At 64.2% G+C, this 12796-nt stretch carries 14 protein-coding genes; 4 read left to right on the top strand and 10 right to left on the bottom strand.

Annotation, left to right across the window (positions count from 1 at the left end; translation table 11 throughout):
- Positions 1 to 207: 207 nt before the first annotated feature.
- The gene (locus M4J40_RS15725; protein WP_251755275.1) at positions 208 to 1101 is read left to right on the top strand and encodes a LysR substrate-binding domain-containing protein; all 894 of its coding nucleotides are present in this window, start codon (positions 208 to 210) and stop codon (positions 1099 to 1101) included.
- An 18-nt stretch (positions 1102 to 1119) separates the two neighbouring features.
- On the opposite strand, the gene M4J40_RS15720 is transcribed toward M4J40_RS15725, so the two are convergent.
- The 4 genes from M4J40_RS15720 to M4J40_RS15705 are packed head-to-tail and all read right to left on the bottom strand — an operon-like array spanning position 1120 to position 4597.
- Positions 1120 to 1734 carry a LysE family translocator gene (locus tag M4J40_RS15720; RefSeq protein ID WP_251755273.1) on the bottom strand — a complete coding sequence of 205 codons (615 nt, stop codon included), beginning with the start codon at positions 1732 to 1734 and terminating at the stop codon, positions 1120 to 1122.
- 3 nt (positions 1735 to 1737) lie between these two features.
- Entirely contained in the window at positions 1738 to 2412 is a 675-nt protein-coding gene (locus tag M4J40_RS15715; protein ID WP_311134138.1) for a lactate utilization protein, read from the bottom strand.
- Entirely contained in the window at positions 2409 to 3833 is a 1425-nt protein-coding gene (locus tag M4J40_RS15710; protein WP_251755271.1) for a LutB/LldF family L-lactate oxidation iron-sulfur protein, read from the bottom strand. The genes M4J40_RS15715 and M4J40_RS15710 overlap by 4 nt, the downstream gene beginning before the upstream one ends.
- Entirely contained in the window at positions 3830 to 4597 is a 768-nt protein-coding gene (locus tag M4J40_RS15705) for a (Fe-S)-binding protein (protein ID WP_251755270.1), read from the bottom strand. The genes M4J40_RS15710 and M4J40_RS15705 overlap by 4 nt, the downstream gene beginning before the upstream one ends.
- Positions 4598 to 4899: 302 nt before the next feature.
- Between M4J40_RS15705 and M4J40_RS15700 the strand changes: the two genes are divergently transcribed.
- Positions 4900 to 5232 (top strand): lysozyme inhibitor LprI family protein, encoded by a 333-nt coding sequence (locus M4J40_RS15700; protein ID WP_251755268.1) that lies wholly within the window; start codon positions 4900 to 4902, stop codon positions 5230 to 5232.
- A gap of 9 nt (positions 5233 to 5241) precedes the next feature.
- On the opposite strand, the gene M4J40_RS15695 is transcribed toward M4J40_RS15700, so the two are convergent.
- Both M4J40_RS15695 and M4J40_RS15690 read right to left on the bottom strand, forming a co-directional pair.
- Positions 5242 to 5913, bottom strand: coding sequence for a L,D-transpeptidase (locus M4J40_RS15695; RefSeq protein ID WP_251755266.1), 672 nt, complete (start codon positions 5911 to 5913; stop codon positions 5242 to 5244).
- 162 nt (positions 5914 to 6075) lie between these two features.
- Entirely contained in the window at positions 6076 to 6783 is a 708-nt protein-coding gene (locus tag M4J40_RS15690) for a L,D-transpeptidase (protein ID WP_251755264.1), read from the bottom strand.
- A 314-nt stretch (positions 6784 to 7097) separates the two neighbouring features.
- Between M4J40_RS15690 and M4J40_RS15685 the strand changes: the two genes are divergently transcribed.
- Positions 7098 to 7802, top strand: coding sequence for a protein phosphatase CheZ (locus M4J40_RS15685; protein WP_251755262.1), 705 nt, complete (start codon positions 7098 to 7100; stop codon positions 7800 to 7802).
- Positions 7803 to 7926: 124 nt separating this feature from the next.
- Entirely contained in the window at positions 7927 to 8550 is a 624-nt protein-coding gene (locus M4J40_RS15680; RefSeq protein WP_251755260.1) for a DNA-3-methyladenine glycosylase I, read from the top strand.
- A 69-nt stretch (positions 8551 to 8619) separates the two neighbouring features.
- Here M4J40_RS15680 and M4J40_RS15675 read toward each other — a convergent pair whose 3' ends face one another.
- The 4 genes from M4J40_RS15675 to hisS are packed head-to-tail and all read right to left on the bottom strand — an operon-like array spanning position 8620 to position 12725.
- Positions 8620 to 9063, bottom strand: a complete 444-nt coding sequence (locus M4J40_RS15675) for a GNAT family N-acetyltransferase (protein ID WP_251755258.1) — start codon at positions 9061 to 9063, stop codon at positions 8620 to 8622.
- 46 nt (positions 9064 to 9109) lie between these two features.
- Positions 9110 to 10102, bottom strand: coding sequence for an ATP phosphoribosyltransferase (gene hisG / locus M4J40_RS15670; protein WP_251755256.1), 993 nt, complete (start codon positions 10100 to 10102; stop codon positions 9110 to 9112).
- A complete protein-coding gene (locus M4J40_RS15665) occupies positions 10099 to 11235 on the bottom strand; it encodes an ATP phosphoribosyltransferase regulatory subunit (RefSeq protein ID WP_251755254.1) in 1137 nt (378 codons plus the stop codon). The genes hisG and M4J40_RS15665 overlap by 4 nt, the downstream gene beginning before the upstream one ends.
- A complete protein-coding gene (hisS, locus tag M4J40_RS15660) occupies positions 11232 to 12725 on the bottom strand; it encodes a histidine--tRNA ligase (protein ID WP_257235223.1) in 1494 nt (497 codons plus the stop codon). Before hisS ends, M4J40_RS15665 begins: the two co-directional genes overlap by 4 nt.
- Positions 12726 to 12796: the final 71 nt, after the last annotated feature.

Below are 12796 nucleotides of genomic sequence, written 5' to 3'. Positions count from 1 at the left end.
TGGGGGGACCGCTTGGGTGTTTCGATAGTGGATTTATCTCATGTGGCTATCAATCAGTCCAACGCATGTTTTTGATGCTTTTCATGACGGAATTTGATATCACCCGTCTGACTGAATGAGATCACGCGGGGCGATGGGAAGCCACCCGAAAACCGACGATGATCCCAGGATACGCTGCCGACCGGCCATCCATCAGGAATGTTGAAGATGAACGTTCTCGATCTTGATCAACTCAGGACCTTTGTCGCCATCGCCGAAGTGGGCTCGTTCACCGCAGCCGCCGACGTGGTGCATAAGACTCAGTCGGCGGTCTCCATGCAGATGCGCCGTCTTGAAGATCGAGTCGGCAAGCCAATATTCTCCCGCGACGGTCGTCAGAGTCGCCTTACCGAGGACGGTCGGCGACTTCTCGAGTATGCGCGTCGCCTCATCCGTCTCAACGACGAGACGCTGGCCGCCTTCGAGGACCCTGGCCTGACAGGTTCGGTTCGCCTTGGTATTCCCGACGACTACGCCGATCGTCTGCTGCCGCCGGTGCTGGCCGGCTTCTCGCGCATCAATCCGCTGATCGAGATCACGGTGGAGTGTCAGCGCTCGGTCACCGTCTCCGACATGATCCGCGACGGCCGTCTCGACCTCGGCATCATCAATCACGGCTACTACGGCTCAATGCGGGGTGAAGTGATCCGGCGCGAGCCGTTGTTCTGGGTCGGCTCGCGCGACCACAGCGTTCACGAACTCGACCCTGTGCCGCTGGCCCTTGGCCCAGACGATTGCTGCTGGCGCGCCAATGTCGTTCGCGCCCTAGACCGCGAGGGGCGGCGGTTTCGCGTCGCCTATATCTCCAGCGCGGCGCTGGCCCTTTCGGGCGCCGTGCTGGCCGGACTAGCGGTGTCGGTGTTGCCGGAAAGCGCCCTCAAGGCCAACATGCGTATCCTCGGCTTGCGAGAAGGCTTTCCCGAGCTTGACCCGGCCGAGATTGGTCTCTTGCGCGCCGAACACGCCAAAAGCCCCATTCACGAGGCACTTGCCAAACACATTGCCACGTCGCTCGGCAATCTCGGCGCCGCCGACCAAGCGTTGAATCTCGCGGCGGAGTAACCGGCCGAAGGCGCCGGCCTATCGCGCCACGACGGCTGCCGCGGCGCCGGCCATCATGGTGCCGGCCGCGCGGTTGAGATGCCTCATCGCTTTCGGACTGCGGAAGAACTCGCGCGCACCGGCCGCCGCCGCCGCGTAGATCACGCCGACGGCAGTTAGCGTCACGATCGAGATGCCGATCAGCTCGAGGTAACCGGTCAAGGTGATGCTTTCGATCGGCATGAGCGACGGTAGAAGCGCCATATAGAAGACAATGGTCTTCGGGTTGCCCAGCGTCAGCGTGAAACCGCCCAGCACCGTGCGCCACGCGCTCTCGGAGCGCACTCTCGCCGCGACCTCGGCTGGATCGGCGCGCGAAGTCCAGAGCTTGTAGGCGAGATAGAGCAGATACGCGGCTCCGACGTAGCGGATGATCAGGAAGGCCAGGTTGAACTCTTGCGCCAGAGAGGCGAGGCCGAAGATGGCGAGCGTCAGGTAGAACAGATCGCCGAAGACGATGCCGAGGATGAAGGTCATGCCGGCCCGAAAGCCGCCGCCGAGCGCCCGTGCTACGACGGCCGTCATGCCAGGACCGGGCGATGCCGCCGCGACGGCGAGGGCCCCGGTGTAGAAAACCAGCGTCAGTATTGGCATCGATTATCCCACGACCAGAATGTGAAGGCTGCGCGGGCCATGGGCACCGAGCAGGAGCGTTTCCTCGATGTCGGCCGAGCGCGACGGACCGGTCACGAGATTGACGGTGCGCGGCATCACCCCGGCGCCGAAGCGTCGGCGAAGCTCTGCCCAGACGGTTTCATAGTCGCCGGCCACCGTCGAGGCATCGACCACCACGATGTGGTGATCGGGAAGGAAGTTGAGCGTTGTCGGGTTGTCCGTCCCGGATGTCAGGACCACCGTTCCCGTCTCCGCGACGCCGGCATCGGAATGGCTGAGACCGACGAGATCGCTACCGTCGCTCGGACCTGTTGTCACTGCGAGCTGTGCTTCCCTCTCCCACGGCAAATCCGCAAGGCGCCGGTCGTCGCCGCGTCGGATCTCCTGCGGCAGATTGCGGTCCCGCAGATAGCTGACGACAGCGCCGGGAATGTCTTCTCTGCCCTCAAGGCGGGCAACACTGGCAAATACCTCTCCAGCCTTGCGAACAAACAGATCAACGCGCTCGGAGCTCGGCAACTGGCCGCGTGCCGGCACGACGTTGACAGGTGTTTCGGCAAGACGATGACGGACGGCGGCAAGGCGAGTAGCGTCGGAGCCGGATGCTCCGAGTGACCGGCGGATGCGGCCAAGGATGGCGTCACGGCTTGACATCATTTTCTCCCCCGCTTGGCCCATTCGGTGCGGAAGGTTCCGCCCTCCGGTGCCGGCAGGTCTCGCCAGCGCGTCCAGCTCCCGGCGAGCGGAGCCTGACGAAGCGAACCATCCCTGCCGGCAAGGCGAGCGAGCCCCCAGGCGCCGAGACGAGTCGCAAGGCCATAGAGGCGCGGGCGAGCCGCGAGGAAGCGCCACGCAGCGAGGCCGAAGCGAGCCTTCTTGGGCGTCAGGTGGCGTTCGAACTCTTTCTCCCGCCAGTGTCGCAACATCTTCGGCAGCGGGATGCGCATCGGACAGACGCTTTCGCAGCGGCCGCACAGCGTTGATGCATTGGCGAGATGGGCCGACTTCTCGAGGCCCTGCAATGATGGCGTCAGCACCGATCCCATAGGGCCGGGGTAAACGGAACCATAGGCATGGCCGCCGATCGAGCGGTAGACCGGGCAGTGGTTGATGCAGGCGCCGCAGCGGATGCAGCGCAGCATGTCCTCGAACTCGCTGCCCAGCATGGCCGAGCGGCCGTTGTCGAGCAGGACCACATGGAAGGCCTCGGGACCGTCCGGATCGCCGGTGCGACGAGGGCCGGTGGAGAAGGTGGTGTAGACGCTCATTTCCTGCCCGGTGGCCGAGCGGGCAAGCAGCCGCATGATGGTGGCGACGTCTTCGAGCGTCGGCACCACCTTTTCGATGGAAGCGAGAACGATATGTGTCTTTGGCAGGATCTGGGTGAGATCGCCATTGCCTTCGTTGGTGACGATCACCGTCGATCCGGTCTCTGCGACCAGGAAGTTGGCGCCGGTGATGCCGACATCCGCCGACAGGAAGCGCTCGCGCAGCACGCCGCGCGCTTCGGCGAGCAACGAGGTCGGTTCTTCGAGGTTGCGCTTTGGGTCGAGGTCGGCGTGGGCCCGGCGGAAGTCGGCCGCCACCTGCTCCTTGTTGACGTGAACGGCTGGCGCGATGATGTGGCTCGGTGTCTCGCCACGAAGCTGGATGATGTACTCGCCGAGGTCGGTTTCCACCGGCGCAATGCCATTCTCCTGAAGGAAGGCGTTGAGGCCGACCTCTTCGGTGATCATCGACTTGCCCTTGGTGACCCGCTGGGCGCCCGCTTTCCGGCAGATGTCGAGAATGATGCGGTTGGCGTCGGCGGCATCGGCTGCCCAGTGAACGAAGCCGCCAGCCTCCACCACCTTTCGCTCGAAGGCCTCGAGGTAGAGGTCGAGATGATCAAGCGCGTGTGCCTTGATGTCGCGTCCGGCATCGCGCAAGGCCTTGAACTCGGGCAGCGCCTCGGTGGCGCGTCGTCGGCCACCGACCAGTGTTTCCTCGATATGCGCGATGGCCTTGAGAAGCGGCGGATTGGCGAGCGCCGCGCGCGCATTCTTCGGAAAGGACTGGGACGTGAGACCGCCGCTCATTTTCTCGACTCTCCAATGGCTGGCCCGGTTGCCATGCCGGCCAAGACCTCGGCGACATGACGAACCTCGACACTGGAGCCCTCGCGTCTCAACTTGCCGGAGATGTTGAGGAGGCAACCGAGGTCGCCCGACAGCAACAACTCGGCGCCGGTGCCTCTGACGTCGGCGACCTTGCGTTCGACGATCGCGTTCGAGATCTCGTCGTACTTGACGCAGAAGGCGCCGCCGAAGCCGCAACAGGCTTCCGGGTCGGCCATCTCCTTGACTGTCAGTCCGTCCACCGCCGACAGCAGCCGGCGCGGCTGTTCCTTGATGCCGAGCTCTCTGAGGCCGGAGCAGGAATCGTGATAGGTCGCCGTCCCCTCCCACGTAACGGGTAGCGGGGAGACGCCGAGCACGTCGACAAGGAACGAAGTGAGCTCGTGCGTCTTGTCGGCAAGCGCCTCGGCCCGAAGTCGCCAGCCAGGTTCGCCGGAGAACAGGTCGGAATAGTGCGTCTTGATCATGCCGGCACAGGATCCCGAAGGGATCACCACATGATCGAAGCCCTCGAACAGCGTGATCACCCGTTCGGCAAGCGCCCGTGCACCGGCCCGGTCGCCGGAGTTATAGGCGGGTTGGCCGCAACAGGTCTGGCCGGCCGGCACGTAGACGTCGCAGCCAGCATCTTCAAGCAGCTTGACGGCCGAAAAGCCGACTGTCGGGCGGAAGAAGTCGACGAGGCAGGTCACGAAGAGCGCGACCCGCGGTTTCGGCGTCGTCATGATGATCCCGTTCTGTTTATTTCGCGGTCAAGGTGATACGCGCAACGATCGATCTTCGCAATCCAGGGGGCGATCGCCGTACTCTCAAGCCGATCGACAGCGCGAAATCCGAAAACGACTAGCAAAAGCCTGTTTCCATCCCAGGAAACGTCACCTTTGAGGGGTAGCGTTCGGTCGCTTCCCTCATAAGGCGGTCATGGACGGACGGTAGGATCATGCGTTAGTCTTGCGCGACTGACGTGGCGGATCCTGGGTGATGGGCTGGTTTTGCCCGAAAAGGCCGTTCGCAGAAAGGAGAAGGTATGACTGGGTTGACGACAGGTTCGGGCATCGTTGCCGTCGTCCTCTTGACGATGCTGGCACTGCCGGCCGGGGCGGCGCAACCCAGCTTCGATTGCGATGGCGCCAAGTCGGAAGTCGAAAAGATGATCTGCGGCGACGATGCACTCGCCGATCTCGACCTTCGTCTTGCCCGAGACTTTGCGCGAGTGCTTTCCCGTGCCAGCGCCGATCAGGTTCCCGAACTCCGGGCCTCTCAGCGCGAATGGCGAGCCCAGATGCTGAAATGCGCCCGCACCGGCGATCCGCGAGGCTGCGTGCTTGAAGCCTACACAAAGCGGATCGCCCAGTTCTGAGCGATTGGCTCAGCGTACCACCACGCGCGTTCCGACCTTGACACGCTCGTAGAGGTCCATCACGTCGGAATTGGCCATGCGAATGCAGCCCGACGAGGCATTGGTGCCGATGCTCTTTGGCTCGAACGTGCCGTGGATGCGGAACAGAGTATCCTTGGGGCCGTCGTAGAGATAGAGGGCCCGGGCTCCGAGCGGATTGCCGATCTTGCCTTCCATCATCTCCGGGATGGTGCGGCCCCGCGCGGCCTCGCGGGCGATCATCTCCTTCGGCGGGAACCAGCGCGGCCACTTCTGGCGGCTGCCGATTTCCACTGTGCCCTTCCAGGAAAAGCCCTGACGCCCGACACCAACGCCATAACGAAGCGCCTTGCCCCCCTCTTCGACCAGATAGAGATGCTTTTCCGAAGTGTCGATGATCACCGTTCCCGGCGGCTCTTCGGTCGGGAAGTCGATCTCCGCGCGGCGGAAAGGTTCCGGAGGCAACTGGTCGCCAACGAGATCAAGGTCGCGCGCGTCTTCGGCCGTGTCGTCGGGCAGATAGGACAGCGGCTTGACGGGTTTCTCGACGACCGGCGGCTTGGGCGGTTCCACCGGCTTTGAGGAAACGCAAGCGGACAGGGAAAGGCCGGCTGCGAGCGCCAACATCAGCGAACGCGCCGGAACGACGGACAGTTTCATCATGGAAGGACCTGAGAGGGCGAGACGCCGCCTGGCGGCGCAACAAATGCGAATCACGACGTTTTCAGGAAACTAGATGGCGGCGGTCTCGGTTGTCGAGATCGCCGCCATCCAAATGGGTACGCAGGACCGGCTCTTGCGCGAAAAAGGTCAAAGGTGAGGCGGTTACAACACGATCACGCGGGTGCCGACCTTCACCCGTTCGTAGAGGTCGGTCACGTCCTCGTTGCGCATGCGGATGCAGCCCGAGGAAACGGCATGGCCGATGGTCCACGGTTCAGCCGTGCCGTGAATGCGATAGAGCGTCGAGCCGAGATACATGGCGCGGGCGCCGAGGGGGTTTTTCGGTCCGCCGGGCATCATGACCGGCAATCCGGGCTGCCGTCGGCGCATCTCGACCGGTGGGCGCCAGTCCGGCCATTCGGCCTTGCGCGTGATCCGATGCTCGCCCGCCCAGGTGAACCCGGGCCTGCCGACGCCGACGCCGTAGCGGCGCGCCACTCCGTCTCTTTCCACGAGGTACAGGAAGCGATTGACGGTATCGATGACAATGGATCCGGGGACGCCGGGGCCGTTGTAGGCCACCTCTTGCGGCAGCAGCTCCGGCGCAAGCGGCAAGCTGCGGGGATCAACCTTGCGAGCGGTCTTCGTCTCGGCGCCCGTCGGCGCCGACCATGTGCGTGGGCTGCGCGCCTGGGGCGTCGCGTAGATCGGCACGTTGCCCGGCTGGAGTTGCATCACCCAGGGGTCGGTGAGATTGGGCGACAGCACGACTGGCGGTGGAGCGAGGTAGCGACCTGCCTGGGCGGCGGCCGAACCCGTCGCAACCACGACGGCGGCAACCCCGGCAAGGAACAAGGCGGCAGCTCTCATCGGTGGAAACCTCGATTGGTGGAGTCCTGCACGGCCGGCGGTTCCGCTGACCATGCGCTTCAGCCGAGGCTAGGGGCGGGCACTCTAGGAATGGTGAACGAGATGCGACCCATTTCCATTCAAGTCGATCGATTTGTCGCCATGGTTAAGGAAACGTATCAACGTCCTTTCCAACCATCTGAAACTTAGGTGGAAATTATGTTGGGCCATGTTTCCGGAATACACGTTGTTAACCGCCTCACCCTAAAATCCGATCATTCGGCGGTGGTGCCCGATTGGCGGCGTTTTCTGGCTGCGGAAGCGAGGAGTGGAATATGGCGTTGGCTCGCAAGGCTTATCGTATCGAAGCTATGCTTGGCGGCGGCGCGGTGTCCGAGCCGACCAACGATTTTCGCGCTGACACGATCCTCCATGAACTCAACGAGATCAAGAAGCTGGTCAAGCCGCAACAGGAAATCAGCAAGGACATTATCGCCGACTACCAGAAGCAGTTCACCGAGGCCTACAAGCTGAAAGGCGAAATGGAGACGATCCAGGAAGCCATTTCCCGCACCAAGCAGGAAATCGCCAGCCTTCACGTTTCTGGCTTCAAGGGCGAGGACATGAGCCGCGTCACGGACGAGCTCGACGCCGTGGTGAAGGGCACCGAGCATGCCACCGAGAGCATTCTGGCGGCCGTCGAGAAGATCGACGACGACGCCAACAATCTGGTTGCCCATCTCAAGGGCGACAAGCAGGCGATGGCGGCAGATATCCAGGAACGAGTGCTGGCCATCTACGAGGCGTGCAACTTCCAGGATCTGACCGGACAGCGCATCACCAAGGTGGTCAACGTCCTTCGCTTCATCGAAGACCGCGTCAATCGCATGATGGAGATCTGGGGCGGCATGGAGGCCTTCAACTCGATCGAGGCCGACGAGTCGCTGCGCCGCGTCGGCGACGCTGCTTTGCTCAACGGGCCGGCCTTGCCGACCGCCGAGCGCGCGACGCAGGACGACATCGACGCGCTGTTTGCCTGACCACCCCCCAGAAGCATTCCTTTCGCGGCGGTCGGCAACGACCGCCGTTTTGCTGCTGCCACTTCGTGGCAACCGCCGTCGCTAGGGTCCGCCAAACTCAATCATCGAACGAGGGGCGGGTGGTATGGACGGCATCATCACGGGCGAAGATGGCATCAATCGCTGCTTCTGGGCTGGGACCGATCCGCTCTACCGTCGCTACCACGATGAGGAGTGGGGCAGGCCGGTTGCCGACGATACCCGTCTCTTCGAAAAGCTTTGCCTCGAGGGCTTTCAGTCCGGCCTTGCCTGGATAACCATCCTCCGCAAGCGCGAGAACTTCCGTGCTGCCTTTGCCGGCTTCGACATTCCGACGGTCGCCGCCTTCACCGACGCTGACGTTGAAAGACTGGTCGGCGATACCGGCATCGTGCGTCATCGTGGCAAGATCGTGTCGACGATCAACAACGCCAGGCGTGCACTCGAACTTCAGGCCGAGGCTGGCTCGCTGGCAGCCTTCATCTGGCGCTTCGAGCCGGATCCGTCCACGCGCCCCTCCGTCTTCACCATGCAGGACATCCTGCCGAAGACGGCGGAGTCCACGGCCCTATCCAAGGAGCTTCGCAAGCGCGGCTGGAGTTTCGTCGGCCCGACCACCGTCTACGCCTTCATGCAGGCCATGGGCTTGGTCAACGATCATCTCGACGGTTGCGACGTCTGCAAGGCCGTCGAGAAGGAGCGCGCCGCTTTCGTCCGGCCGAGATCGTGAACCGAGGTCCGAGTTCCGGAGCTGTCTGTCTTGGGATAGGGAACGACAAGACCGGCAGGTCGCCGTGTCTCAGATCTTGAATACATTCAAGCCAGACACACCGCTCTCGATCTGTGTGAAGCCGCGTGTTGCGTAGTAGGCGGAGTTCTCGGGCGTGGCGCAGAGATAGCAGCGCTGGTGCCCTCTCGCGGCGGCCTCCTGCCGGGCCATCCCTATGAGTTGGGCAGCGATGCCCCGCCGCTTATGGTCTGGTTCCACCCAAAGCGCAGCGATCCACGGCATGTACTCCGGCCGCGCTTCAAGATCGTTCTCGATTACCAGGACGGACCCGAGATAAACCCCATCCCGATGCGCGACCAGGGCAAAAGATATTCCGCCCCCTTCGATCAATGGATCGAGGTGGGCACGGTACTGGCTGAGAGAAACGCCACTATCGGTCCACCAAGCGTGCCAGCAGCGGTCGGCGATGACATCGGCAAACTGCGGGAAGCGCTGAAGATTTGAAATTTCCATACGCTTTCCCTTGCGCCGCGAGTGTCCACCCGCCGCTGCTCGCTCCTCAGCCCAATCGCGCTTCCAGCTTCTCGTAGAGAGCGTTCTTCGCCTCGAACACATACTCGACCGACGAGATGACGGCCGTGGTGGCGCCACGAGCGATCAGCGCCTCGGCTTCCGCCTGGGCGTGAGCTTTCGGGGCCAGGAGGCTCAGTCCTTCGTCGTGCATTGACAGCAGCGTCAGGTCGGTACGCGCCCTGAGCTCTTCGGGCAGCATCGATGAGGGCTGAATGACGGCGTCGATGCGTCGCACGGAGCGTGCCCGGTCGTCGGCGGCGATACGGGTGAGCATTCCCTTGCAGGCGGCGCGGGCCGCCTCCGTCCAGCGGGCGGAAAGCGAAGCCGCGAGCGCGGCCTCGGAGCGCATGATGACGCCGTCATCGACGATCTTGAGGCCGTTCTCGACCAACGTCTGACCGGTCGAGGTGATGTCGACGATCAGTTCGGCCGTGCCGGCCGCCGGCGCGCCCTCGGTCGCCCCCGGGCTCTCGACGATGAGGTAATCGTGGACGCCGTGGGCCGTCAGGAAACGGCGCGTCAGGGAGACGTATTTGGTGGCGACGCGCATGGGGCGATAGTGCTTCAAGCGGAAGCGGGCAGCGACGTCGGCAAGGTCGGCCATGGTCTGTACGTCGAGCCAGGCTTGCGGCACGGCCACGACCACGTCGGCGCGGCCGAAGCCGAGACGCGTGACGATGTGGGCAGGGTGAGGCGCCTCCTCGGCAACCACGCGGACACCGTCGTCTCCGCCCAGCGTCTCATGCAGCAGGTCGATGCCGGTCACGGCTAGATGCACGTTGCCGGCGCCGATTTCGCGGGCGATCTCGGAGGCCGACCGGAACTGCACCTCGACACCCTTCAGCCCGTCGATGGTGCCGAAATAGTCACGCGCGCCGCGCGCCTGGCGGATCGGCAAGCCCGCGCGTTCGAAGAAGGCGAGCGTGTGTTCCTGCAACCGTCCCTTGGACGGCACGGCGACGATCAATGGTTCGGTCATGACGCCCTCCGGAAGCGCTCGGGCCAGACGGCAAAGCCGACCGCCTTGACCGGCTCGGCGGCCTTGAAGTGTCGGACCAGACCATCATAGCGGCCACCGCCGCTGACCTGCCCCACCTCGACTTGGGTCGCATCGTGAATGTCGAACACGAAACCATCATAATAGCCGAGGCGCCGACCGAAGCCGGCGGCGTAATGCAGCGTCGAGAGGTCGACGCCGAGGGCTGCGATGGCCGCGACGCGCGCCTTGAAACGATCGACGGCGGCCCTGAACGGCGCACGGTCGCCGATGCGGCTCGACAGCTCCTCCAGGCGGAGCACGCCGTCGGCGATACTGAGGTCGCCACCGTTCTCGTCCTGCATCGACATGAAATCGGCGATCGCGGTGATGGTCTCGGCCGGCACGCCGTCGGACGCCGCGAGCATCGCCTGCTCGAGTACGCGCTCGGCGATCTCGCCGGTGGTGCGTCCACCGACGGTCTTCACCCCGGCAATCGACAGGATGTCGGCGAAAAGCTGGCCGACCTTCTCGGCCGGGAAGACGGACAGGGTCTCGATGATCTCGGCATGGGCCGTAAACCCGGGGAAGCCGAAGCGGCGCTGCTCCAGACGAGCGAGAGTATCGGCAATCTTGTCCGGCTCGCCGAACAGGGTGGTGAGACGAGCCCGCCAGGCCGGCGGTATGTCGAGCGCGGCGAGCAGCGCGGAGAACAGCGCCACGTCGCCAACGATGATGCGCTGGCGGGTGGCGCCGCAGGCGGCGGTAATCGCGACGGCATGGGCGAGGGCTGCAGCGTCGGTGGCGACCGGGTCGTGGTCGCCAAGAATTTCGCCGCCGACCTGCCAAACCTCGTCGGCCTCACCGGGGCGTCCGTTCCGGAAGACGCGGCCGGAGTAGCTGAAGCGACCGCCGGCCGGCTCGGCGGCCAACATGGTGCGCACCACGGGAATGGTGAACTCGGGACGAAGGCACCAGTCGTGACCATTGTTCGACGACGTCACGAAGATGCGGCGGCGGAACTCCTCGCCGGAAATGCGGACGAAGTCCTCCATCGGCAGAAGAACGGGCACGTCGACGGCAGTGAAGCCGGCCGCCTTGAAGCTGTCGAGGGCGATCTGAATGGCGTCGGTCATGCCGCGCCTCCCGCCGCCTCGACGATCGCCTTCACTTCGGCGACGAGGTCGGCGCGAGCGACCTCCTTCTGGGCAGGACGTGCCGCACGCCACTCGGCGTTATCGGTGATGCCGGCCGACAGTTCCTTGCCGAGGGCGAGGTCCTTGATCTGGACGATTCCGGCCTCGCGCTCGTTGGATCCTTCGATGATGACGCAAGGAGCGTTGCGCCGATCGGCATACTTCATCTGCGCCTTCATGCCGGATGCGCCGAGATACATTTCAGCGGCGATGCCGGCGGCGCGCAGCTCGGCCACCATCTTCTGGTAGCCGGCCATCGCCTCTGTGGTCTTGTCCATGACGAGAACGCAGACCGGACCGTTGACCTTGTCGACGCCCATCTTGCCGAGCGTCCGCAGCGCCGCCATCAGGCGTGACACGCCGATGGAGAAGCCGGTCGCCGGTACCGGGTCCTTCAGGAAGCGTCCGACCAACCCGTCGTAGCGACCGCCGCCGCCCACCGAGCCGAAGCGGACCGGGCGGCCGTCGTCGCCGGTGACCTCGAAGGTCAGCTCCGCCTCGAAGACCGGGCCGGTGTAATACTCGAGGCCGCGCACCACCGAAGGGTCGATCTTCACCTTCTCGGCGTAGCCGGCGGCATCGACGAGGCTAGCGATCAGCTTCAGCTCCTCGACACCCTCGCTGCCGCGCGGACTGCCGGCAACAAGCTGGCCGAGATTGGCAACCGTGTCCGCCGCGTTATCCGCGCCGCTGGCCACGAAGGCCAGCACCACATCGGCCGCCTGCGGCGGGAGGCCGGCGCCCTTGGTGAAATCGCCGGATTTTTCTTCGGGATTCTCCCAGCGGCCAGCGCCCAGCAGGTCGCGCACGCCAGACGGTCCGATCTTGTCGAGCTTGTCGATGGCGCGCAGCACGGTGAGGCGCGTACCCGCCTTGTCGTCCCCGGCAAGGCCGATGACTTCCATGACCCCGTCCAGCACCTTGCGGTTATTGACGCGGACGACGAACTGACCCTTGAGGCCAAGCGCCTCCATCGTGTCGGCCATCATCATGCAGATCTCTGCGTCGGCGGCGACCGACGGCGCGCCGACCGTATCGGCGTCGAACTGCATGAACTGGCGGAAGCGGCCGGGACCGGGCTTCTCGTTGCGGAACACCCAGCCGTTGCGATAGCTGCGATAGGGTTTCGGCAGTTTTTCGTGGTTTTCGGCGTAGAAGCGGGCAAGCGGCGCCGTCAGGTCGTAGCGCAGCGACAGCCATTGCTCGTCGTCGTCCTGGAAGGAGAACACGCCCTCATTCGGCCGGTCCTGGTCCGGCAGGAACTTGCCGAGCGCATCGGTATATTCGATGAGGGGCGTCTCAACCGGCTCGAAGCCGTAGATCTCGTATGTATGTCGGATGGTCTCGATCATGGCCGCGGTCGCCTTGAGTTCGGCGGGGGTACGATCGACGAGACCGCGCGGCAGGCGCGCCTTGAGATAATCCGACATCAGTCCTATGCCCTGGAATAGCGGCCACAAAAGGCCAAGACGCGCGAAAACCCGCGAGCGGGGCGCGCGGG

The sequence above is a fragment of the Pleomorphomonas sp. JP5 genome, assembly GCF_023721815.1.
Classification (GTDB): domain Bacteria; phylum Pseudomonadota; class Alphaproteobacteria; order Rhizobiales; family Pleomorphomonadaceae; genus Pleomorphomonas.
The sequence above is the reverse complement of the archived record's forward strand: the minus strand, read 5'-3'. Positions and strand labels throughout refer to the sequence as shown.